This window comes from Desulforadius tongensis, from assembly GCF_016907915.1.
GTDB lineage: Bacteria > Bacillota > Desulfotomaculia > Desulfotomaculales > Desulfohalotomaculaceae > Desulforadius > Desulforadius tongensis.
Map to the genome: position 1 here is coordinate 88,220 of NZ_JAFBCW010000004.1, position 24,324 is coordinate 112,543.

Annotated in this window: 23 protein-coding genes and 1 pseudogene; 1 reads left to right on the forward strand and 23 read right to left on the reverse strand. The window is 39.0% G+C overall.

The genetic code is table 11. The features are described 5' to 3' along the window. Window positions 1-3 precede the first annotated feature (3 nt). The 17 genes from JOC37_RS02620 to JOC37_RS02700 form a co-directional block, all read right to left on the reverse strand. Window positions 4-678 carry a cupin domain-containing protein gene (locus JOC37_RS02620; RefSeq protein ID WP_204615693.1) on the reverse strand — a complete coding sequence of 225 codons (675 nt, stop codon included), beginning with the start codon at window positions 676-678 and terminating at the stop codon, window positions 4-6. Window positions 679-727: 49 nt separating this feature from the next. Beyond that, window positions 728-1,276 (reverse strand): BMC domain-containing protein, encoded by a 549-nt coding sequence (locus tag JOC37_RS02625; RefSeq protein ID WP_204615695.1) that lies wholly within the window; start codon window positions 1,274-1,276, stop codon window positions 728-730. After that, window positions 1,269-2,606, reverse strand: coding sequence for a 4Fe-4S dicluster domain-containing protein (locus JOC37_RS02630; protein ID WP_204615697.1), 1,338 nt, complete (start codon window positions 2,604-2,606; stop codon window positions 1,269-1,271). The genes JOC37_RS02625 and JOC37_RS02630 overlap by 8 nt, the downstream gene beginning before the upstream one ends. Window positions 2,607-2,627: 21 nt before the next feature. After that, on the reverse strand, window positions 2,628-2,888 hold the full coding sequence (locus tag JOC37_RS02635) for a EutN/CcmL family microcompartment protein (protein ID WP_204615700.1): 261 nt from the start codon (window positions 2,886-2,888) through the stop codon (window positions 2,628-2,630). Then, window positions 2,885-3,196, reverse strand: a complete 312-nt coding sequence (locus tag JOC37_RS02640; RefSeq protein WP_204615702.1) for a BMC domain-containing protein — start codon at window positions 3,194-3,196, stop codon at window positions 2,885-2,887. The genes JOC37_RS02635 and JOC37_RS02640 overlap by 4 nt, the downstream gene beginning before the upstream one ends. A 19-nt stretch (window positions 3,197-3,215) precedes the next feature. Then, the gene (eutJ, locus tag JOC37_RS02645; protein WP_204615704.1) at window positions 3,216-4,058 is read right to left on the reverse strand and encodes an ethanolamine utilization protein EutJ; all 843 of its coding nucleotides are present in this window, start codon (window positions 4,056-4,058) and stop codon (window positions 3,216-3,218) included. Beyond that, window positions 4,046-4,717, reverse strand: a complete 672-nt coding sequence (locus JOC37_RS02650; protein ID WP_204615706.1) for a cobalamin adenosyltransferase — start codon at window positions 4,715-4,717, stop codon at window positions 4,046-4,048. The genes eutJ and JOC37_RS02650 overlap by 13 nt, the downstream gene beginning before the upstream one ends. Before the next feature lie 95 nt (window positions 4,718-4,812). Continuing rightward, window positions 4,813-5,268: a EutP/PduV family microcompartment system protein gene (locus JOC37_RS02655; protein ID WP_204615716.1), complete on the reverse strand. Its 456-nt coding sequence runs from the start codon at window positions 5,266-5,268 to the stop codon at window positions 4,813-4,815. After that, a complete protein-coding gene (eutS, locus tag JOC37_RS02660) occupies window positions 5,265-5,618 on the reverse strand; it encodes an ethanolamine utilization microcompartment protein EutS (RefSeq protein WP_204615718.1) in 354 nt (117 codons plus the stop codon). The genes JOC37_RS02655 and eutS overlap by 4 nt, the downstream gene beginning before the upstream one ends. A 33-nt stretch (window positions 5,619-5,651) precedes the next feature. Then, complete coding sequence (gene cutD / locus JOC37_RS02665) at window positions 5,652-6,617, reverse strand: choline TMA-lyase-activating enzyme (RefSeq protein ID WP_204615720.1); 966 nt, start codon at window positions 6,615-6,617, stop codon at window positions 5,652-5,654. 49 nt (window positions 6,618-6,666) lie between these two features. Further along, complete coding sequence (locus JOC37_RS02670; RefSeq protein ID WP_204615722.1) at window positions 6,667-6,957, reverse strand: hypothetical protein; 291 nt, start codon at window positions 6,955-6,957, stop codon at window positions 6,667-6,669. A gap of 2 nt (window positions 6,958-6,959) precedes the next feature. Then, window positions 6,960-7,970 carry a DMT family transporter gene (locus tag JOC37_RS02675; protein WP_204615724.1) on the reverse strand — a complete coding sequence of 337 codons (1,011 nt, stop codon included), beginning with the start codon at window positions 7,968-7,970 and terminating at the stop codon, window positions 6,960-6,962. A 78-nt stretch (window positions 7,971-8,048) separates the two neighbouring features. Further along, window positions 8,049-10,595 carry a choline trimethylamine-lyase gene (gene cutC, locus JOC37_RS02680; protein ID WP_204615726.1) on the reverse strand — a complete coding sequence of 849 codons (2,547 nt, stop codon included), beginning with the start codon at window positions 10,593-10,595 and terminating at the stop codon, window positions 8,049-8,051. Between the two features lie 57 nt (window positions 10,596-10,652). Next, window positions 10,653-11,801: a 1-propanol dehydrogenase PduQ gene (locus tag JOC37_RS02685; protein ID WP_204615777.1), complete on the reverse strand. Its 1,149-nt coding sequence runs from the start codon at window positions 11,799-11,801 to the stop codon at window positions 10,653-10,655. Window positions 11,802-11,823: 22 nt separating this feature from the next. Further along, on the reverse strand, window positions 11,824-13,317 hold the full coding sequence (locus JOC37_RS02690) for an acetaldehyde dehydrogenase (acetylating) (protein ID WP_204615734.1): 1,494 nt from the start codon (window positions 13,315-13,317) through the stop codon (window positions 11,824-11,826). Window positions 13,318-13,370: 53 nt separating this feature from the next. Next, complete coding sequence (locus JOC37_RS02695; protein ID WP_204615736.1) at window positions 13,371-13,661, reverse strand: BMC domain-containing protein; 291 nt, start codon at window positions 13,659-13,661, stop codon at window positions 13,371-13,373. 30 nt (window positions 13,662-13,691) lie between these two features. Then, window positions 13,692-13,991, reverse strand: a complete 300-nt coding sequence (locus tag JOC37_RS02700) for a BMC domain-containing protein (protein ID WP_204615738.1) — start codon at window positions 13,989-13,991, stop codon at window positions 13,692-13,694. A 382-nt stretch (window positions 13,992-14,373) separates the two neighbouring features. Here JOC37_RS02700 and JOC37_RS02705 point away from each other — a divergent pair, with 382 nt between their 5' ends. Next, the gene (locus tag JOC37_RS02705) at window positions 14,374-15,288 is read left to right on the forward strand and encodes a choline kinase family protein (RefSeq protein ID WP_204615748.1); all 915 of its coding nucleotides are present in this window, start codon (window positions 14,374-14,376) and stop codon (window positions 15,286-15,288) included. Window positions 15,289-15,607: 319 nt separating this feature from the next. On the opposite strand, the gene JOC37_RS02710 is transcribed toward JOC37_RS02705, so the two are convergent. The 6 genes and pseudogenes from JOC37_RS02710 to JOC37_RS02735 form a co-directional block, all read right to left on the reverse strand. Further along, entirely contained in the window at window positions 15,608-17,278 is a 1,671-nt protein-coding gene (locus JOC37_RS02710; RefSeq protein ID WP_238480716.1) for a DUF5301 domain-containing protein, read from the reverse strand. A gap of 584 nt (window positions 17,279-17,862) precedes the next feature. Further along, window positions 17,863-19,407 carry a caspase family protein gene (locus JOC37_RS02715; protein ID WP_204615752.1) on the reverse strand — a complete coding sequence of 515 codons (1,545 nt, stop codon included), beginning with the start codon at window positions 19,405-19,407 and terminating at the stop codon, window positions 17,863-17,865. Between the two features lie 26 nt (window positions 19,408-19,433). Beyond that, complete coding sequence (locus JOC37_RS02720) at window positions 19,434-21,962, reverse strand: S8 family peptidase (protein WP_204615754.1); 2,529 nt, start codon at window positions 21,960-21,962, stop codon at window positions 19,434-19,436. A gap of 15 nt (window positions 21,963-21,977) precedes the next feature. Then, window positions 21,978-22,973, reverse strand: a complete 996-nt coding sequence (locus tag JOC37_RS02725) for an AAA family ATPase (RefSeq protein ID WP_204615757.1) — start codon at window positions 22,971-22,973, stop codon at window positions 21,978-21,980. Between the two features lie 57 nt (window positions 22,974-23,030). Continuing rightward, window positions 23,031-23,225 carry a helix-turn-helix domain-containing protein gene (locus tag JOC37_RS02730; protein ID WP_238480710.1) on the reverse strand — a complete coding sequence of 65 codons (195 nt, stop codon included), beginning with the start codon at window positions 23,223-23,225 and terminating at the stop codon, window positions 23,031-23,033. A gap of 471 nt (window positions 23,226-23,696) precedes the next feature. Continuing rightward, window positions 23,697-24,233, reverse strand: a pseudogene (locus JOC37_RS02735) (IS3 family transposase); the annotation flags it as partial. Window positions 24,234-24,324: the final 91 nt, after the last annotated feature.

A 24,324-nucleotide genomic window follows, 5' to 3' on the forward strand; every position in this document is an offset into this window, starting at 1 on the left:
GTGTCACGCCATAAGCTCAGACCAGTTTGCCGGGTAGGTTACATAGAAGAGTTTGACATACCCTGAAGAACTCCAAACTACTTTAGAACCTTTGGGTATAAAGATTACATCTCCTTGACATGCATCATAAGTGTTACCATTGATGGTAATAGACAAGCTTCCTTCAAGAATGATATCAATTTCTTCACAGCACAATTCCCGCTCAAAACTGGATTTCTCAATTGTTAAAAAACCTGCACCCATTTTAGAATCATTTTTGCTGATCACTTTACGATAAGCTACGTTTGTGCAGGGATCCCCCGTGTTAAAAGTTTCGTATTTCACCGTTCTGCCGCGCACAATTTTCAGTCCACTTTTTGGGTCACCATCTGTAAGAAAGGGCAGTTCGTGAGATGGCACGGGAACACTTGCCAAGCAGCCGCTTGTTAATACCGCTTTAATAATTTGATAAATTAAATCTCTGTCAATTTCGTTTTTCCGGCCAGCTTTCTTCGGCGGACCACTGCCTTTACCAGTGTGATTTCCTGCAGCAGATGAACCTGCTGCAAATTCCACGCCCAGTTCTTTGGCTAAATCTTTGGCAGCCGGGGTGATGATAGTATCAGAATCTACGTATAATATTCTTTGCCCCTTTTCTGATGCTGTTTGTACTTCATTTGCGCAAACAAGTTTTTTCAAGGTACCACCCCCTTTCGCTAACTAAATATGGCAGTATGTAATAGCAATTTTAAAAAAGCGATTTCCATAATTTATCAGACGGAGAAGGAATTACCTCTACATCTACCAACAAGCCTTTTTCTAGAGCAATGGCTGCCCCGGCTTCAATACCTGCTCGTACAGCAGCGACATCCCCGGTAAAGGTGAAATAGGATTTGCCGCCTATTCCACTGCCCATACGCAGCTCAATAGCCTGTACGTCTGCAGCTTTAAGTGCCGCATCGGCCGCAACAATCATGGATGCTAAGGAAAAGGATTCCATGATTCCCAGAGCTCCCGTTTCATCCGGCATGGTCGTGGCTGTAATAGCCGGGAAAACGGCAGGATGAACATTGGGAAGGATAAAGCTATCTACCAGATATTCTCCTGCTGTTTCTACACCTACGCTGATAGAGCTTTCTACAGCAGCAACGTCTCCATGAACAATGGCGATATATTTTCCCGGACAGACAGGAGTTGCACTAACTGCTTCCACGTAAGCTGTTTTAAGCATCAGGTCTGTGGTATAAATTCCCCTTGCAATACTCGTAAGCTCAATCATACCTATCGCGTTATTCATAAGAACCCACCTTTATCACAATAAAATTATCCGTAATCTCTTTAACGGTCCCATTGACGCTGGAATGGACTGCAGCCCCGAGACTATTGTCCGGAATTTTACCAATCAGCTGCCCGGCTTTCACCTGTTCGCCTACGGTGACAACAGGTACTGCCGGTGCTCCGATGTGCTGTTGCAGAGCGATATGAACGGTTTCAGATCGAAATTCCACTTCAGTCATCGGTGCCGGTTTATCGAAAGCCGATAAGCCAATTTTGGCAATTAGACGTTTGCTTGGAATTAAGCGATACTCCCTAGCTGACCGCGCTTTGAATTCGATCTCTGCCGGCTGGTATTTAATACCTTGTTCTGCCAGCTTTTGCTTAAAAAGAACATTGACAGATCTTGGATGAAGATTGACCGGACAGGAAAATAATTCGCAGATATTACATTCACAGCATAATTGTGCAATTTGCTGTTCTTTCACGTCTCCCAAGTTATAACTTAGCGCACGCATGACTTTATGTGGTTGAATATTGTGTCCCAAGAGATAGCGAGGACACAGATCTGTACACATTCGACATTGCCCGCAGGCGGCTCTGCTTATTACTCTCGCTTGAGCAATGCTCATGGATTTTTTACGAATGAGAAAGTGATCTTTTTTGAGCAGCACATACCCTTTGCTTTTTTTGGTAACATACCCATCTACGTTGTTCCTTACAGAACCCATCATGGGGCCGCCGTCTATCACGGCATAGTTGTCAAAATTTTCCACTCCGCATTGTCTGATTACATCCCGGACGGGTACACCCACAGGAACTTTGACCGTCATGCGGCGTGGAATATCTCCGGCAATGGTGATGTACGTGTTTGTAACGGGGTTCCCGGCCATGGCATGGAATATATTTAATGCCGTTTCCGAATTGATAACCACACAGCCCACTTTCAGAGGAATGGATGCTTCCGGAACAATTCTTTTAGTCAACTCGTAAACCAGAACTTGCTCATCACCGGCAGGATAGACATCCCGGAGTTCCATTACTTCCACGTAATTTGAAAGCCCCAAAGCAGCAATTCTCTTCCTTAGGATGGCAATAACTTTCTTGTGTTTGCCCTTGATACCAATGATGGCTTTGCGGGCTTCAATATATTTTCCTACAGCACTCAGTCCTCTGATAATTTCATCAGGAAACAGCTCCATCAACTGCTGGTCAACCCTAAGCAGCGGTTCACATTCAGCACCATTAAGCAGTACATACTCGGCCTTGGAAGTTAGTTTGGCATGAGTTGGAAACCCTGCTCCCCCTGCCCCGATAACCCCTGCATCCTTGATTAAGTTCCGTAGATCCAAGCTTTTTCACCCCCAGCATTCTTAAAACGCGCAGTCTTCGTCAATGATTCCTACAATAACGGCATCAATGGGTACATCGTCCCGATCCAGCATTTTGCGTGCTGAGCTGCCATTACAGACGATTACTCGTTCGCCAATGCCAGCACCAATGGTATCGGCAGCTATTATGAAACGTCCGGCATCAATACCACCGAGGACTTCCACCAACATGAATTTCAGTCCTCTGAGGGAATCCGCTTTTCTAGTTGACCATATATTATCAATTACTTTTGCTGCTATCATAAAGCATCACCTTTTCTTACTGCTTCCAACTTATCTTGTATATCTTTTATAGCTGCTTCCACCGATGCTGTATCTCCGAAGATAGCGATCATAATCAGATTCTGCGGGCAGTGACCTTTAATGTCTTCCACTACTACCCCGGCTGCTTTTTCGGCGATGTCAGCAGCGAAAACCATATCAATCAGCCGCCCCTGAACTAAACCCACAGCATCATAGTTTTCAATGGGGATAGTTGAAGTGGAGCTTTTCCGTCGAAAGAGAATATCCAATGTTCCCTTGGAAGGGGATTTTATTATCCGGTACTCCACGTGTAAAGGTCACTCCTGTCTAAAGGCTTTCCTGTGTGCAGCTAAGTGCAATACCCAAAGGTGTTACAAACATGGGGTTTTGCGGTTTATAAGTGGGCAGATTGGTTTTTTGAGCAATAATATCTTCAATCCCATTCAAACAACAGGTTCCGCCAACCAAATAGATTTCTTTTGCTTGGTATTGAGCTACGTGGTGACTAATAATGGATGACACTTTTTCAATAACTGGCTGTAATACCGGAATTAATTCCCGATGATTTTTGAAATCCCGCTTATATTGATCAGCCTCGTCAAAACTCATTCCATATGCACCGGCAATAACTAGAGAAAAGTGAGTGCCACCTGTGGGCTCATCGGCAACATAAATCACTTTACCGTCTTTAAGGATGGCGATTCCTGTAGTACCGCCCCCAATATCAACAATAGCACCGTCTTTAATCTTCAGTACGGCATTAGCCGCCGTTGGTTCATCCAACAGGTTGGTAATTTCGAAACCAGCCCCCTCCACTACATGTTTAATAACTCCTGAGTCAAGGGTAAAGGTTCCCGGAGGAAGCGCCGCTGCTGCATAGATCAATTCTGTACCAAGTTTCTGTTCCAGTTCTTGTTTTAGCTCTTTGACTATGCGAATTGCACCAATATAGTCCACCACCATACCATCTTTGACAACATTGGCATAACGATAGGCACCAGCAACAGGCTGATAATTCTCATCAAGTACTGCCAGCACAATATAGGCTGTTCCTAGGTCAACACCGGTGTAATAAACTGATGATTTATTCAATATGGGTGTTTTGATGACTTTTTCAAAATCTCGAATAAGCTGATCACAATATTGAAAGGCCGCATTTACCGTTTCCATTTTTCCCTCCCCAAACACTTCCACATCATCACGCAGAGTATGTTAATAATCAGATAGAGCGCGTCAATCAGGTCTTGTCGTGAGCAGACTTGCTTCTCTTCATTCCAATAGGTTTCTAAAATGGCTGGTTCTAACTCTCGGAGAGAGGCACGCAAGTGATTTAACAAAGCCATCTCTTTTCCATTTTTTAATCTCACGTGAAATTCACTTATTTCAACGTATTTTTCCAAATTATCGAATCGTTTTTTGATTTCTTCTTCCGACCATCCCCAAAAATCAATATTTTCCGGGGGAACCTGTTCCCGTTCAGCAGTTCGCACGTTCCGAAAGCATTTGCCCAGTGCCAAAACTTCTTCTGACAGGACAGCATCTCCAGAGTGTAGAAGCTCTGCCGCAATTAGGAAAAATAAAGATTCTATGTATTCCATTTTTCTACGCAATTTTAATGCACACTGGCTGTCCCCTACTTGTGTCTGATTCGATTCGCCGGTGTTTAATTTCTTATTGTCACCACACTTAGCCTGTACCAGTGTGACTCGTTTGTCTATAAGAAATTGACGGGCTCCTGGTGTAATCTTTGTATCTGGTTCCAGAACATAAGTAGCAAAGGGTTCTATTTTATATAAATCTCGCAATTCCATTTCGGTGATGAATTTCATTACTTCACCTCAACCTTTCTGAAATCCCCTTTTGCCAAATTACCCATTAATTTACTGCTGAAGCGAAAATCCAGAGAATCTATATAAAAAGAACCTCATTTTTTTCCAGATGATTCTTGTTTTCCAAATAAATATTCTTTCAGCTCTGCCACGCCCGTATTGTCTATTAAAGAAATCTTAAAGTAAGGTTCGGAAATCCCTATTCTCTTCAACTGTTGAATAGATAAATTGGCCTTTTCAGGAGCCAAATCAATTTTGGTAATCACTCCAATAACAGGACAAGTAAATGATTTGGCAAAACCGGGCGGATATACTTCAGTGGGCCTGGATTGATCAACAAGCATCAGCACATGAGATGCGGCTTGTGCCGTTGCAATCAGGTATTTGTACATATAAACGTTTTCAATATATGCGCCCGGTGTGTCAATGGTATTTTTCCCATATATAACATCTTGGGTTTTTTTTAATGATCTGATGGAATCATTTAAAACATTGGCCAGGGTGGATTTGCCAGCTTGTGTTGGTCCGACAATCATAATTCGTTTTTTCATGTGCGTGTAATCTTAGCAGGCGTGAAGCCTAACAGCTTTTCCAAGGTGTCATTAATGGCAGCCATAGCTGCTTCGACACTTGCCACGTCACCGTATATAACTAAGGAGCCTGTAAAACGATCCAGAAAACCAATCTCTACGTCCGAAGTTTTTGTGGCAATATCCGCTGCTATAATTGCTGTCTCACAGGGAGTGAGGGTTGAAATGCCAATGGCTCCACTTTCTTCAATTCCTAGACGTTCATAAATGTCTTGTACGGGTGAAGCTATAATGTGAGCCAAAGTGACCTGCTTGCCGGGTACATATTCCTGAATAATACGTTTTTTCTCAAATTCATCGGCTGCATTCATAAGAAGTCCCTCCCCCCATCCTATCTATAACCTTTAATGTCTGATGACTTCAACCTGCAAGCCATAACCTTTTATAATCTTTTCAATTTTAGCCAGCTCTTCTTCTTTGAGGCTTAAATCTTCAGTGATAGCGTATTTCATGTCCAATTGCTTATATTTGTTGATACCCAATTTATGATAGGGAAGCAAATCCACGCCCTGAAAATTTTTATATCTTTTTAAGTTCTGCAAAAATTCCATGGTTCTGCGAATGACGTCTTCACTATCATTCAATCCTCTGAGGAGAGGCATCCTGACTTTAACATTAAAACCTCGGCGTATTAGTTCTGTTAAGTTATACAGAATAAGTTCATTGCGTACTCCCGTAAGTTCATAATGCCGGTCAGAATCAATGTGCTTAATATCATAGAGAAACAAATCAGTAAACTGAGCTATCATGAGCAGGGAATCCAGTTTTGCATATCCGGAAGTTTCAATGGCTGTATGGATTCCCATTCGTTTGCATTCCATTAGCAGGTTGGTGGCAAATTCCGGCTGCGCTGTAGCCTCCCCACCTCCAAGAGTAACTCCTCCACCTGAATTTAGGTAAAAAAGCATATCTTGTTGGATGATTTCCAGAACTTCAGAAATGGTTTTGTCCGAGCCAACAATGGACAATGCCTTTCTAGAACAAACGCTTTCACATTTTCGGCAGCCTAAACAGTCAATGCTTCTGTTTACTTTATGTCTAGGCCCTTCACCATCTTCTTCATCCAGGAAATAATGCAGCTGGACAGGACATACAGGAATACAGTTGCCACAATGAATGCACAAATCTTCTTTGAACATGACCTGATATTTTCTTTCAAGCCCCTCGGGATTAGAACACCATTTACATCTAAGGGGACACCCTTTGAAAAATATTAATGTCCTAACGCCCGGTCCATCATAGATGGAATATTTCTGGACATTGAAGATTCTCGCTTTTCTTTCTAATATGCGACCATTTTCTGCACTCATAAATGCCCCCATTCCTTAGAAAATATCTATAATTAAAGTTATTTCTGTTTCATTTCTGTTTCCAATGTTTGGGAAGATACTTTTGGAGAAGTGTTCTTCCTACATCGGTGATCCTGTAGTAAATGATCAATTCTCCCTTGCCGTTAAGTACCACATCATTATCATCAAGGATAAAGTTTGCTTTCATATCCAAAAGATGATCCATAAAGACCTCTTTTTTAAACTGTTTTTCCGTACCATATTCCGGTTCCAGTGCCTTCATAATCTCATCAGCACAGGCTTTATTGACAGTGGATATATAATGAAGAATTCTAAATCGTAACGGCAGCATTTCAGCCATGTTTACGCCTCCCCGCTTTTTTTGAAGAATTCTTTCGGGTTAATCGCTACAAGAGTCGCCCCAATCAGTACCAAGCCGCTGCCAATGACCAAATTCTGCGTAAGGGGCGATTTCATTAAGATAGCAGAGAAGATAACACCCCACATGACATAGGTTCCGTTAAGGGCCATTCCTTTAGCAACACCAATGGTAGTATTGGCCTTATACCATGCCAAGTAAGATACTGCCGCTGCCAAGGCAGCAATGGCAAAGGCACCAAGAGCTTCGGGTAGAGTCACAACTTTAGAAATAACCTCCCAGCCGCCGATGAAAGGAAGAATAAATATAGCTAAAAAAGTACCGGAAGTCAGTTCTCGAATATTGATGGCAATTTTGGGGTCTATCATGGACATGCCGAATACAGCCAAAACAGCTTCAGCACCCCAACCTAAAGCAGCTAACGCTGCAAACAAAATACCTAAGTAAAATTTTGAACTATCCCCGCCTTCAGGCGGCACATAGGATATAATGATAGCTCCGATAACAGAAAGAACCATACCCACCCAAACACGAGGCACAATACGTTGCTTAAGAAAAATCCGGGAAAGAATAGCACCAACAATAGGATATAATGCGGTAATTGTTAAAGCATAAGCAGGTCCTGCCATAGAAATCCCCAGAAGATATCCACCATTAGCAATAGGTCCACCCAGTAAAGCAGCTACCACAACCATTAGACCGGGAAAAGTTTTAAGACTACGAACAATTTCCCGAAAACGTCCGGCTCCACCGTTATACAACAATAGCCATAGACCTGCAATAAAATCATTCATACAGGCAGCAGCCAGTGGGATGGCATATATGGCAGCTTCTTCACCTAAGGCAGGTACAAGAGCTAAAGCCAGGCCCAAGAGTACACTGTTCAAACCCCAGGTAGCGCCGCTAAAAATGCCTGTAAATATACCTTTTCTGGCAAACTGGGCATTTAATTTTTCCCTCATCATAATGGCTGCCTGATTTCCCGATATGCTCATATAGACATGCCCCTCCTTTTTTACAGAATATCTGAAGAATTTTCATTCTTCAGATATTCTAAATAACTAAAAATATTATTAAAAATGATCCAGCACTGTTCTGCTGATAATTTCATCCTGCACTTCCTTGCTCAACTCTACGAAGTAAGCACTATACCCGGCAACACGAATGATCAAATCCCTATACTTGTCAGGTTCGATTTGGGCTTTCTTTAAAACTTCATTATCAACATAACTAAATTGCATCTGACCATTACCCAAAATGGATGCCGTTCTGAGCAAAGTAATTAGGCCATTTTCTCCTTCTGGTGTTTCCAGTATGCCGCGTAACAGTTTGAAGTTGTGCACCATGCCTATATTCATAGACTCGCAGCTTAACTTGCTAACTGATTTAATAATAGCTGTGGGTCCCAATTTGTCAGCACCCTGGGTCGGGCTAATCCCGTCTGACAAAGGTGTCCAGGCCAACCGTCCATTAGCTGTCGCCCCAGTAATTTTACCAATGGGCGTATTGTTGGAAATGGAAAGGGTACCATGAGAAAAATGTGAATAAAGCATTTTAAATTTGCGGTGAACCTGTTCAGTCCAGACGATAATATCTGCTGCAATCATGTCAGCATAATCATCATCATTTCCGTATTTAGGTGCATTCAGACAGTCTGTCCGAATGGTTTCGTAACCTTCAAAATTTGCATCTAAGGCATCCCGGATTTGTTTTAGCGTATATTTCTTGTCATCAAAGACCAATTTTTTAATGGCCGCCATAGAATCAGCATAGGTTCCCAAGCCGGAGAAGATAAGTCCGGGACCGTAATTGATAAGAGCTCCGCCGCTTGTAACATCGGTGCCTTTTTCCATACAACCTTCTACAAGTAGGGACATGAGGGGCTTGGGTGCAAGTTCTCTGTGAACCCGCTGGCTGATAATGGTTCCAATGGCTGATAAGCGGATAATATGTTCAATTTGTCGTTTGCAGGCAGCATCAAATTCTTCATAGGTCTTGAAATTGTCAAGATCTCCCGTATCAAGCCCTTCCTTGATGCCACTCCATTTCATTACGCCGCGATTCAGAACAAATTCTATAGCAATGGGCCATTGGGTATAACCAGTGGATGTCCACTGATAAATTCTGCCGGATTTTTGCGGTTCAACGCAGCCCATGATGCAATAATCCCGTGCATCTTCAATGGAAAACCCCTTGGCAAGCATCATTTTAATATGAGTATCATCAAAGTGGCATGCTGGGAACCCAAGCCCTGCTTTAACAACTTCTACAATTTTCTTTAAGTATTTTTGCGGTGATTTATTGTGAATCCGGCAAGCAAGAGATGGTTGATACATCCTGGTAAAACGAACAGCATCCATGATTAAATAAGTCAGTTCATTGGTTGCGTCACCACCGTTTCTCTTCTGTCCGCCTACAGTACAGTTGATAAAGGGTTGATAACCGGCGAAATATTTTGCTCCCTGCTCACTGTTCAGCCACATTATTTCAGAGCATTTAATAATAAAACAACCCAACAGTTCAAAGGCTTCCAGTTTGTTCATCCGACCAGCTTCCATGTCGGCCTTAAACATGGGATAAATGTATTGATCCAAGCGTCCGATGGAAATACCAGTTTGGTTTTCTTCCAACATAAACAGGGACTCCAGTATCCAGATGGACTGAAGTGCTTCGTGAAAAGTACGGGGCGGATTGGCCGGTACATTAGTCAGAATTTCAGAAATCTTATAAAGTTCTTTTTGCCGGGCTAAGTCATTCTCCCGATCAGCCAGTTCTTTTGCATAATCAGAAAGTCGTTTAGCATAAGTTAAAACACCGTCACAAGTCTCAATTGCCGCTTTATAAAAATAAATCTTATCAATGTCATCAGGATTTTCCATAGACAATTTGCTCAACCTGTCGATGGCTTCCTGTCTTACGCCATTAATACCTTTTTTAATCAGTATGACATCATAACCTGGACAGGTATCACCGCCGCCGTTTATCTGATGGTAAGAAAGATCACTGACAAAAGATTCTCCTGAAAATGACCATATGCCAGCTTCTTCGTATTGTTTCTGGCAAACCTCATCTAGACTCTTACCTTCCCAGTAGGGGAAAATCTCCTCCCGTAAAATCCGCTTGTCCTCTTCACTGATTTCATAGGGATCCTGCGGTCTGGTTGACATTGTATCCAGTTCATCCCGAATCCATCTCCAGGCAATATCCGGGGATACAGCACCGGCCCTCGGTTTTCCACAGGGATGTCCCACAATCAGTTCATCTTTTTGAATAAGCAGGGGAGCTGTTTCACAGGCTTTTCTGAAACATTTGGCCCGTAAAAGAATCTTAGGTAAACCCTCATTTTCTTTGGTCACTTGGGTAAAAGCTACAGCACGATGGATACTGACACTGGGTTTAACCTTTAAATAAGCTGCCCGCAGTCGTTCCAAGCGCGGTGTCAATCCCGTGATTTCCCCTTCATATTCAGGCAGCTTTTTTGTTACACTGTTCGTTGCCGAACTGTTTGCAGACAGTTCCTTGGAAATCCCCTGAAACAGCTTCATAATGGCAGCTATTTCTTCCGGGGACAAGTGTTTTGTTGCATCCGCAAATTTGCTTGAAAATTCTTGAATATTCAATCTTTCTCTATCCTCCCTCGCATTTTATTCAGCAGGACAAATCTTTTGCTGGCTGTATTAAAATGATTTTTTATAAATACCGATTAAATCTTCTCTGGATGGTTGTCTAGGATTGGTAGAGGTACATCGATCACGGAAAGCCAGTTCAACCATATTACCTAATTCGTTCTCAAATGCGCTTTGATCAATTCCCAACTGGCGAATACCATTGGGAATTCCCAGGGATTTTTTTAAATCCTTGACAGCCTGCATAAAATTTACCGCTCCTTCTCGATATGTCCGAGCTGGTAATTGCAGCACAGCAGCCAATTTTGCGTATTTTTCAGCTGCATATCTACCGGTATTGCCATTCAAATCAGCATTATATTCAATTACTGCGCTCATTAACAGCGCATTGGCTCGCCCGTGAGAAATACGAAAAGTTCCTCCCAAAGCATGGGCCAAGCTGTGGTTGATCCCCAGATTGGCATTTGTAAAAGCCATACCCGCTATACATGATGCGTTTTGAACACATTCTCTGGCGTGAGAATCGCTCACATCATTGTATAAAGTTCTGAGATTCTCAAAAATTAATTGAACCGCCTTCTCCGCAAGTGCATCGGTGCAGGGGGTTGCCTCGGTAGAAACATAAGCCTCGATGGCATGCACCAGCGCATCTATACCCGTATCTGCCACCACCTGCTGGGGGACATGCTGAATACAAGCGGAATCAAGTATGGCTATATCTGGAGCCAGCCACTCATCTACAATGCACACTTTTTCTCCTTCCGCAGTAATGACAGAGAAATTCGTTACTTCAGATCCTGTACCGCTTGTGGATGGAATAGCAATAAATAACGGTCTCTTGAATTGTTTCCCAGCTGCTTTACTAAACTGCCACAAAGAGTATAAAATTCCCTTGGCAGCATCAATAACAGAGCCCCCACCCAAAGCAACGATAATATCCGCATGAGTATCCGCATGGGCTTCCAGGTATCTCCTCATACCTGCGGCAATGACTTTTACATCCGGATCAGGACGTACTTCCGTAAAAACAGCAGACTTTATCCCCGCTTCATTGAGATAATCTATAGTTTTTTGGAGGTACCCCAACTTCTCCATAACAGAATCAGAAACAATAAACGCACAGGATCCTTTGATCTCTTTAAGAAATTTCATTGACCCTTCATTAAAATAAATCTTAGGTTTAATGACAAACTTTTTCATTTTCACCGTCACCTTCTCTGCATTACCTAAGTCGCTTAATTAATTCTTCCAGCAGCTCATTTAAATTTTGGATGCTTTCAATGGAATACTGATTAGCGGAACAACAGGTTTTAATTATTTCAGCGGTTTTCCCCACCTGCACGTCATTGGTTATATCCTCTAACTGCCGCACACCATAGCCAACTTTTCGGATATTAATCAAATTCATTGGTGTGACATTATCAGAAGTAACCCCACCGCCTGCTGCACCGCAGCCCAAGGTCAATGCTGGGAAGAGATTGGTTGTGGCTCCTATCCCCCCTAAACTAGAGGGGGTATTCACCAGTACCCTTGATACCGGTTTCTTCAAGGCAAACTCCCTAATCACATTTTCATTCTTTGAGTGAATGACCAAGGTATGTCCTCGCCCTTCATTGACCAGTAATTCTATGCATTTTTCACAGGCATTCTTCCAGTCCTTTTCAACGTAAAATGCTAAAACCGGACAAAGTTTTTCTCTTGAATACGGATTGGTGGGAAGCACATATTTTTGTTCTGAAATTAATACTTTGGTATCTTCGGGAACAGATATACCGATTAACCGCGCCAATTCTATAGCTGATTTTCCGACAATTTCCGGATTCATACTGCCATCACAACAAAAAAAATATTTACTGAGTTGTTCCGATTCCAAGGCTGACAGGAAGTAGCCCCCATTTCTCCTGAACTCTCGCCTTACTTCATCGGCAATACATTCCTCAACAACGATGGATTGTTCCGAAGCTGAGACAATCCCATTATCAAAAGTTCTACTGACAATAATATCTGCTACCGCCTTTTTTATGTCGGCTGAACGCTCAATAAAGGCAGGACCATTACCCGGACCGCTATAAATGGTTGGTTTTCCGGAGGTATACGCCGCCTTAACCATCTTGGGTACACCCGTAACCAAAATGAGCGATGTGTCTTTGTGGTTCATCAATGCAACCGTACCTTCAACCGCCAATGTTCGCAAATATCCAATAGCTCCGCAAGGCAATCCACTTTCTTCCGCCGCCCGTATCAGTATATCAAGCACTTTGGCAATCGTTTTTTTCGCCTTAGGATGGGGAGAAAAAATAATAGCATTGCCAGATTTTATGGCAATTAGGGTTTTATATATTGTCGTGGATACTGGGTTGGTTGAAGGAGGCAATGCGACAATTACCCCCACAGGTACGCCAATATCCATAGTTTTGTTTTCTTTGTCTTCACCAATAATACCGACAACTTTCATACCCTTGATTTTCTTATAAAGAAAATCGCTCGCGAAAATGTTTTTGATAAACTTGTCCTGCCATTTGCCAAATCCCGTTTCTTCATGGGACATAATGGCAAGTTCTCTGGCATGTTTATATACTGTTTCAGCCATATGCCCCACAATTTTATCCAGTTTTTCTTGAGAAAAAGCCGCCAGTATCTTTTGCGCCTCGCGAGCATTTTCCACAAGAATCCGAGCCTCTTGGACAGAGAGTAAGTCATTATCAACTCTATTCATATTTCAGTCACCCCCTTTTCCAATCACAGAATTAAAGATTTAACATGCTTTATTTACCAGTCAAGAACGTACTTAGCAACAATCTTTTGTACGTCTTCATGCGGCCTGGCAATGACAAGAGAGCTATAAACCTCACCCACCTTGCTGGCTTCTTTGATGCCAGCATCTACAGCCGATTTCACCGCTCCTATGTCACCACGAACCACGACGGAAACCAAACCAGAAGCCACATTTTCATAACCAATCAATTCCACATCCGCAGCCTTGCACATGGCATCCGCAGCTTCTAACACCGAAACCAAACTATACGTTTCTATGAACCCTAAAGCATCATTTTGGTCCACACTGCTTCCCCTTTCCAAAATAATAAATGTTCATTCTGCATCAATGTCATGTTGCGAAACAATCTTACCTACCCGACTGATGGGACGCGGCATAACGTGGCAGGCTGTCATATCACCAATAGCGGCGGCTGCTGCTGCGCCATTTTCTACAGCTGTCTTCACTGCTGCTACATCACCTTTAACCATGACCGTAACAAGCCCAGAACCCATATTTTCATACGAAACAAGAACAACGTCAGCAGTTTTACACATCACATCCACCGCTTGAATTGCCGGAACCATACCCCTTGTTTCAATAAGGCCCAATGCTTCCTCTTCAGAATATTTCATCGAAACAACCCCTCTTTCTATAGATATTAGACTTCCAGGATTGTCGCTTTTATCTTGGTTTTATCAAACAATTCTTATTGTTCTTATAATATCGCATGCAGAAAATATTTTTTTGAAAAATCAGTATATATAACTAGCATTATTGTATCTAGTATAATTTTGTTATTGTATTAAAGCGATTTTTTTGAATAATCAATACATTCATGATTAACTGATGCCTCGTGACAAAATAATACTAGATTATTGTAGTTTCCCAAGCAGCATAAACTATCCAAAACTTATTATTGATTTTGTCAGTTTTTTTTGCTAAGCTAAAATAAGTTAACAATTTTTAAAAAATAATTTTAAAATTCAAATTCCATATAAATGGTGGAGTTATAATATGAGAATAGAAGAATTAGTTCAAGAAAAGCTGCGGCTTTTTTTTCGTGATGAAAGCATTATATTCGACAAGTCCCGCTTTGCCGGCGGGCTTACTAATTACAACTACATAATGGACATTAAAGGTGTCGAATATGTCATCAGACAACCCGGCGGCATGACGGAACAGATTATTGATCGAAAAATAGAACGGGTCAATAATAATATTGCTTCAGAGTTCGGCGTGAACTCTGATTGCGTTTATTTTGATGAACACAGCGGAATCAAAATAAGCCTATACATAAAAAATAGTCGAAACATGGCTCAGGCCGGTCCCAGCTTGCCTAAAAACTTGGAAGCTGTTTGCCGTTTAATGAAAAAAGTTCATTCCTTTCCAAAGCATTTTTTAAACCGCTTCGACTGGCAGGTAGAGTTGTCTAAATACGAACGGATTATCCAACAACAACGCGGCAGCTTTTTCTTTGATTACGCAACCTTAAAAGACCAATTAATCACTTTTGTCCAAAAAAACGTTAAAAATACAATCTTAGTCCCCTGTCACAATGACACAGTACCTGAAAACTTTATCATTGACGATACTGGCAGAACATATCTTATAGACTGGGAATATTCTGGAATGAACGATCCCTGTTGGGATGTGGCAGCCTACATTATTGAATCCAAACTATCCGCAGAAGCTATTGACTATTTAATTCAGAACTACTTCAACCATCCACTGACACCTATGGAAGAATTAAAGATAAAAAGCTTTATGATGGCACAAGATTTACTTTGGACAGTTTGGGCTTTGATTAGACATTACAATGGCGAAGACTTTCTTGAGTACTGCCGTATCAGATATGAACGTTTCCGAAAAAACATCCAAGCAATAACCAAATCACCCCATTATTCCATTGCCAGCATGGTCATGAGTTGACCAAGGGGACGGTTCTTGCGGTTCGTTTTTGCAAATAAAAGAGTCAATCGCTCAAATAATTGCGGCTGTAGAACCCGGGCAGGCAGGATTAAGGCAGCTTTCAGGTTGCGGAAAGGGAAATTTTTTACCCATATCAAAATATTCTTTTGGGGTTACTGAAGTTAAAAAAATTTGCTGCATAAGAAATCACTTCTGCAGCAAATTTTTTAATATTTTGGTACCAAAATATAATGAATTATTTTAGCCTTAAAATTATTTGCAGATTATTTAATTTGAGAATACAAGAGCGGTTTAGAAGTTTTTAATTTGAGATTTTACATCATGTAAGTGGTATTAATTTAGCAGGTTCTTTGTAGGGTTCTTCATATAAAAAAACTCCATATTGATTATTTTTCTTTAAGTGCTTGATTAAATTTTCACGTTCTAACTGTATTATATCCTCATAATCACTATAATGATCTAAAATTTTATCAGCAAGTCCTTTTATTTTTTTACCAGATACAGGCATTATACAAAATTCTTTTATAGAACTTACAAAATCTTCCCCACCCTTAGCTTCTTTATATTCTTCTAATGAATAGCTACCATCAGAATTTTTTGTATAGGTTATTGCAACAGGAATAACTGCACCACTTTCATTTGAAAGAACATTTTCATATAATCGATAACAGGAACTATATATTGTTGTAAATACCTTTAATTTATTACCTTCTTCGTAACTTCCAAAAATATGTGGTGCAACTATTAGAAAACCTTGTTTACTGGTTTTATTCCTTTGAATTTCAGTTTCATATACTAGCTTTTCGATGAAATTGTCACCGTCATAAGAAAAATCAGGTAGATTAATTTCTTGCCTTATATCTAGTTTTTCATACCATTCTTTAGGTGTTAAAGACTCATCCATTACATTGTTTCTTACACCTAATAATTCCTTGCAAAGTGCCATCATTATATGCCCACGTAAACCTTCTACGTTACCCTTTTCAAATTGGGAGAGCATATACTTAAGTACCTCTTCATTTTCATATTTATAGCTATATTTAATAATCTCTTCATATTCATTCCGGTGGGCCTTAATATAGTCCATTGGATTGGATGATTCTTTAGGGGATGACATTATAGTTGCCAAATTAACCTCTACAAGTTCAATAACCGCCTTTGAAAATTCATGTTCCGTTTGGAATTTTCTTTGGGTGTGAGCTTGTATGAATTCACTTATATTATTATACGTTTCTTCTGTTATTTCATCTATAAACTGATAGGGCTTTTCAAGATAATATTTATCTTCTTTAATGTATATATAATAAACCTCACCATCTACTTTAATTATCTGATAATCTTCTACATTAGGAGTATCATTAATACTTTCTTTGTTGATCCTTTTCCCGCTATTTAATAAGTAATAAATATCTCCTGTATGAGTTATTGATGCCAGTGCTTCTTCTAGTAAAACCAGATTCTTACCAAGCCTAGATAAATCGCCATATTTTTCTTTAAATATAGAGCGTGAAAAACTAAATCTAGTATCATATTTCGATTCATCTAGTTCTCCCTCGGATTGTGAATTGCGAAATGCAAAGGTTACTTTATCAACATTATCAATCATACAAAATATCACTAATGCGTTTGCCCTTGAATTTGCCTCAATAACAGAATTCCGTGTAGTTATTGGCCATTCACCTTCATATTCTATGTCTTTAGCTGCTTCGTAATATATTGTAAGACCATACGGCTTTTTACTAGTTTCCATAGATATATACTGTTGTTTAAAATAACTATCTGGTACAGGAAGGCTGCTGGCAATATGGCTAACCTTACTGCTTTCTCCCACATAGGGTGTTTTATATTTTGAAATCTCTGATAAGTTGTATACACCCACATCTCTATTTGAAAGTTTTTCTTTTCCACTTTTTAATGCCCCAAATATAACAGTCACCAGCATAATCACTAAAAAAGCAATAATAAGTTTTGATTTTTTATTGTACTTCATAATCGTCACTAACCTTTCCTTTAAACTCTTTTTTCTTCATACATAGTTGCTTGTAACCCCCTCACAGGAAATTCATGAAATTTTAACATATTATTTTTCATTAATACTCTTTGAGCAAGTCTCAGAATAACAGGATCTGCAAACCGTCCAAGTGCTGCTCCACCAGCCGCAATACTTGTAATAGCTGCTATTATTTTTCAACCTTTTAAATTATAATAATTTGCTGCATACCTTCCTAACAGACATCCTAAACCGCCACCTATAATTGCGCCTACTACATTAGCTACATAGTGTCCATCAGGGTCTACATAAATAACTGGATTATTCTGTATTTAAACTCTGTGGGTGCTGGAAGGCACCCTTCTTATAATCTTCTTATTTTATTTTTCTTAACCGGCTCACCGGTGATTACCCGCTTTATCTCACCATTGGGTGAATTGGGTTCGGCAGTGCCCCCCACTACAATTTCTGGAATCCTCATGGTTGGCTGGGCATCGTTATCAATAAGACAACTCCCTATATTCGGGAAATATAATATAGCTTTAAAAATATATACTTATATATATCTAGCTTAATCATCCCCATTACGTTTTCCAAATATCTTTTTCTAGTTTTACTATTTTTCCCAAATCACTATAATATCTTTGAATCGTCGTTTCCATACAATCTTTTCTATTCTTACTTGTTCTTTGATTTATATACTTCTTATTGTAAAACAATGTTAAATCATGGATAGTCCCCGCTAAATTAGAACATCCTTGTTGCCAACTATGAATTTCATTTGGAGCTATACCTAGCTCAATTTCTTTATAATATGCTTTATCAATCTCGGGTATGAGTATATCCATTTTCTGCAACATCTCATTTTCAGTAATATTATTATTTTTTAACTCATTATAAAGTGCGATTACTTTTTCAGCTAGTGTTATTAATTCAGACATTACTTTTTTAGTTTGTGATATAAGTACTTCTTTGTCCACAGTGCTTTCCAATATGAATGATTTCCGTACTTCGTAATACGGATGTATAGTAAAATGGATATCCTTGTTTACAAAAGAATACTTATCCAATTTATACCACCATTTTTCATCTTGAGTTTCATCGACCCAGGTAGCACAACATATATAGTTGCAATTTACTATATCACCTTCATCACGACCGTAACAAATCCAAATAATATTAGCAAGTTTATTTAACCAACAGCTTTGCGATTTCTCGTTAGGGTAAACTTCTATATACCGAATTTTCTCTTTTATCTCAATGGAAATGTCCGTAATTTCATCAAATGAAAAAGGTTCATTTAAAATTACCTTGGCAGTATAACGTTTTGCTCTACTAGAATGTAATGGTTCAACATCATAAATAACATATCTTTCGTTTTCTTCGTAAACTCTCTTACGATAATATGGTTTATATTCTTCTACGTTAAAAAGTATAGTGCCTCCCATATTCGCTCTAAAAATCGGTTGCTGTTGCATTGTTGGGTTTCTTTTATTCCATATTTCTAAATATAGAGATACTAATCTAACAATATCATATAATGATTTTTTTCCATTTCTTATAATACATTTATCTTGCAAAGCATCACATAAAAAACTTGTAAATAAACTTATTGCTTTATCAGGATGCCTAAAAGAATATTGAACTGCATTACTGGAAGCTAAAACAGCATATCCTTTACCAGCAAATTCCTCAACAGTCTGATATATACTAAACTTAGCAGATTGATCTATTGTGAAATTTCCAGACATACAGCAATCTAAAATAATAATTTTATTCTTAGCCTTTATCTTATCAAGAAAATTTATTATAGCTTGAGTACTGACAGTTGCATCACTAAAAACAAGATGGTGGCCTGTTAACTGGGTTGTTCCATGGCCTGAAAAATAAAAAATCACTGTATCTTCTGGCATTGAATGCGAACATAAATCAATTAATCCATTAATAAAATCTTTGCTATTAACAAAACCAGTTTCTCCGAAAGTAATTATATTTTCAGTTTTCATCTTTAGCCCGGAAACTAAAGCTTTCTTAACTGCGGAAATATCGTTTCTACAAAAAGGTAAATTATTAACCTTTATATTAGTATAGTTACTAACGCCAACAACAAATCCCCTTATATCCGCCACGCAATCACTCCATATTATTAGAATAATCACGCCTTGATTTGTACACGAGCACGCTCTCTCTGGCGATCTCTAATGCGCACATTACTTTGAAGTTTTTCATAGAGCTTTATATCTTCTTGTCCAGAATATGAAAAAGTAATAACTAACGCATAAGGTTGTGGGGAATCTTGTTCCGCATATTTAAACTGTTCTTTACCTGTTACTAAAATATAAATATATGGATTATTGTCATTCCAAAGAAGATCTCTTCCACCACGCGCACTTTTTGCCCATACACGCTGTTGCAATGTTGACTTAAAAATTTCCGTATATCCTGGATAAGATGCCATTTTGTAACTATCAGGCAGATTTTTTAGATCATCTTCTGTATCTTCGCCTGTTTCTTTTTTTGCTTTATACTTCAATAATGTTTCTTCATCCATCTTGCGGAAAATTTCAAACCATAAGTTGCATGCGAGATAGTCCTTGCGACTCAAACGTGTTATGGGATTATATGCTAAACTGACTACAATTCTCTTTTCTGCATGAACAGACAAAAATTCCTTTGGTACGGGGATTTTATATAAATGGAATGAACGCAAGTCTAACTCATCTTCAGCAAATAAAGTAACTTGCCTTTCATTTGAGTAAAGTATACTGTCATCCGCTTTTCCAAAGCCAATTAGCCTTAGCCTGCGCTCTTGTCTTGGATTTCCTTTGCCGCTATATAATGCATCAATAGATTCTTCTGTCCACTCTACCATTTCAGGCGTACATTTTGCAGAATTTACCAATAAAGCTCTGATTAAATTGGCTGAAGGCCTTTCTCCAATTTGTTCTTCAAGGGCACGTTCAATTCTAGCCACTATATGCGTAACATGTGGGGCAGAGAAACTTGTTCCGCAATACCCTTTGAATATTCTATCATTTCCATTATTTAGTGTAGGTTCTAATAGATTACGATCATTTTTATGCCATCTTGTGTTACCACGTGCTATTTGATGAAGAGCATAATTCCCACCATAGTCCACAAGTTCCGGCTTTATGGCTTTATTAACTCCTCTCCCAATTCTGGTAAATACAGAAGGATAATTCTCTGCTCCCACCGACAGTCTCACACCACGATTTTGTGTTACCTCCGGTTCAGCAAAACGTGTTATAGATCCTACTGTAACGCTCAGGGCAGAAGTAGCAGGATCAATAAGCCTATGCTCGTGCTGAAACAACTGGTTTCTGCAATTTTTCATAAGTGCTTCTCTTGAATCAAACTCATTGATAACAGGATTTGGCACATTACCCGCACTTACTATGATGACTATATCTAAGTTTCTTGATAATTGGTCTAGCATTTCTGCCCATGCAAACTGCCTTCCGCCATTATATAAATGATCCATATCTCCCGTGGACAAATTAAAAACCCTACAGTTATATTCCTTGTGGAAATATTCAATAGCCTCTTTTACTATCTGCTCCGGTCTTTTATCAGCTGGAAAACAAGTATCTCCATTTTCATTATGCATTATTTTACCATTCAATATCCGAACTAACGGTGTGAAAACCTTTGATTCAATACATTTATTAAAATCTCCATAGACAACTATACCTGCCACACCTGTACCATGGCCATTTAAGTCAGATGTGGTATTTTCAGTAGTATCGAATTCTTCTTCTCCAACTATAACATTACTCAATAAAGGGTTAGCTGAAAAGATTCCTGAATCAAGCACTGCAGCCAAAGGAGCATTCTCGCCAAGATTATCATGAATAATTGGTTCAAAATCAAATGAGTATAATTCGTATTGTTCTGTAGAAACAGTGCTGAGTGGCAAGTCTACAAGGCTTATAATATCCAAATCAAGCAAAGCATTTAATGTAAACTCATTTACTTGTGCACGACCAAGCAACAAACTTGGTATCTCAAACAAGTCCCCCAGCAAAGCACTTCCTTGAGTACCTAATGCTTTTCTTATAATATTTTCGGTTTCTATAATCTTAGATCTATCTCCGTTATACCACACATCAATATTTACAATAAAAAAGTCTTTAGGAAACAGGGAAGGATTTTCAAAATACTTTTTTAAACGGGGCCCAATTCTATCTTCACGAGAAACCATTCTTATATTCTCTATACAATTAAACAAATCTCTTCTTTGAGCACAGGTTAAAATAGCATTATTAGGATCATTATTTTGCCATAATTCTCTTTCTTTATTAAATAAATCAAGCGCTGCCTTATCTTCAAATTGTATAACTAGTTTTGATTTGTTAGGTTTAGCTGGGTCTATAATCTCCTCTTCGACAAGAAACAATTTAAACTTAATCAGCATATTTTCTAAAATGTCCTTAGACATAGCATCACTAATAATCTCTAAAACCAAAAGATTTTTTGAATCTATGCCTAGTTGAACCCGCTTTGATTCTATAAATTCTGTAGTTTGGGATAATTCCTCTGCTAGTTTTTTGCCGTGAGTACTTCTGTTACGATTGATAGGCTTAGGGGCCATAGGATTAGACCGAAACCTATATGGCTTAACCACATCTTCTTTCATTATTTCAATGTGTTTTAAATCAGCCATTTTCAATCCCCTCACTTAATATTGAGTTTTTCTCAATGAGACAATTGCTTTTTGCTTATTTACGGCATAATCAATGTCTTTCTTTGTGTAAATTTTTCTCCCTTCAAGAATGCATTGTTTCATTATGAATTGACAAACTTTTTCAATATCCGCATGTGAAAAACCATGTATACGTTCCAAATATTGCTCAAATACATGATCAGGTCCATTGAATCTTTTCATATTTAGTGCAAATAAAGCAATTTTTTCTTCATTAGTTGGCATATCAAAGCGCATGGTTTCATCAAACCTGCGCCATATGGCATAGTCAAGCGATTGTTCAAAATTCGTTGCAGCAATCACTAAAGAACGTCCTCTAAAATTATCTAATTGTTGTAAAAAGGCATTGACTACTCTTTTAATTTCTCCATGTTCTGATGCATCATTTCTGCTTCTTCCAATGGTATCAAATTCATCAAAGAAAATAACCCAACTATCATTCTTAGCATAATCAAATACTTTGCGTATATTACTTGCTGTTTCTCCTAAATAAGAAGATATTATAGCATCAAATCTAACATACAGCATCGGAACGCCAATTTCCGATGCTAACGTTTGAGCCGCAAGAGTTTTTCCACATCCAGGAGGTCCATAAAAAAGCACCCTTCTTGTCGGGAAAACTCCGTTGCTTACTAACACATCCCAGTTGTTAAATTCCTTTACAACCTGTTCTAACTGACCTAGTTTTTCTCGAGTTATAACCAGATCAGTGAAATACTTTTCCGGATATATCACTTCAAACAACGGTGCATCTTTATCGGCATCTTTTGGCGTACCCGCAATAAACGCCGTTGTTGAAGACTTAATAGGTGAGTTACCGTTAAACAAAATCATTTTTAAATCATTAGCAAGTATCCCATGATTTTTTTTTCGTTCATCCTCAATAATCTCATTTGCTATTTTATAAAAAGTCTCTTTATCATCTTTTTTAAAGCTGCTAAAAAGCTTTTTTAATAAATCGGCTCTTGCCATAATGGTTTCCCCTTTCAAAATAATATGAGCTTTTGGTTTTTGCAGCGTTAGAGTTTTTCAAATCCAGAGGTAATAACTACATCTACATTTTCCCTGCTGCAAAAATCCAATTTTTGTCAGTTTGCTAGGGGAGGTATGCCCATTTTTCCACCGGTTAATAGTCAAAAAACATATATTAAACTCACGAGCAAGCTGCTCTTGAGTAATATTAAATTTCATACGAATAGCCTTTATAACGTCTCCAAACGGCATGTAGATGCACCTCCAGATACTATATTATAGCACATGCTATAATTATCCCACAATTTTGCCTATAATCCCGTTTTACACTAATGCCAGTCTTAAACTTCACCACTATCCTGCCTTCAAACAATTAATCCAAATGTTCCATTGCTAATTTTTTTATAATAACTATAAATAATGCTGTTTTGAATTTTCAAAAATTCCTATCACCGCAATACGTAGCCACTTATTTTGCCACTCGGCGTTGTTGTCCAACGTTTTCAGCAGCAGATACCGCAAGTGGTCAACTTTTCTCTATCGTTTTGTTTTTTAGTGATCATTCATTGGTGAAGGGCTATCCTTCAGAAATATTATTTAAAAAGGGTAAAGAGTATAAATAAAGTAAGCACACACCATTATGCCAACAGTGTGTGCCTTTCGTTGAAATATTTATGCCATGCTTGCTTTGATGTTGTTAGCCTCTGGACTGTCAACAGTAAACTAGACAACTTTTTTAAGGTACGCAAGTTTATATTGTATAGGCGTCATATAATCAAGTGTACTATGAATTCGAACATGGTTATACCAATAAACATAGTTATCTAGCTCGTTGGTTAGTTCTTCTAAATTATCAAAATGACGGCCGTTTACAAACTCTGTTTTAAAGATTTTAAACATGGCTTCTGCCACTGCATTATCATAAGGGCAGCCTTTCATGCTTAGCGATCTTTTAATATTAAAGGTATCCAGTGCATCGTCAATAAGTTTATTTTTAAACTCATTGCCACGGTCGGTATGAAACAGGCATATCCGGTTTAGATTGCCTTTAATTGTGGATATGGCCCGGTATACCAATGATGCATCTTTATTAGTACCGGCACTGTACCCAATAATTTCTCTGTTAAAGAGATCAACTAATAAACATACATAATTCTAGGACATGCCGACGCGTACATATGTTAAATCGCTAACCACTACTGACAGGTGTTCTTTTTGTTTAAATTGTCTATTGAGTTCGCTTGGTACCAGGGATTGGGAGTGTAAATTATTTTGTGTAAATGGGTAATTCCGTTGAATAATGGTTAACCTTATAATGGCTCTTACCCTCTGGGAGGATAGGGCTCTGCTG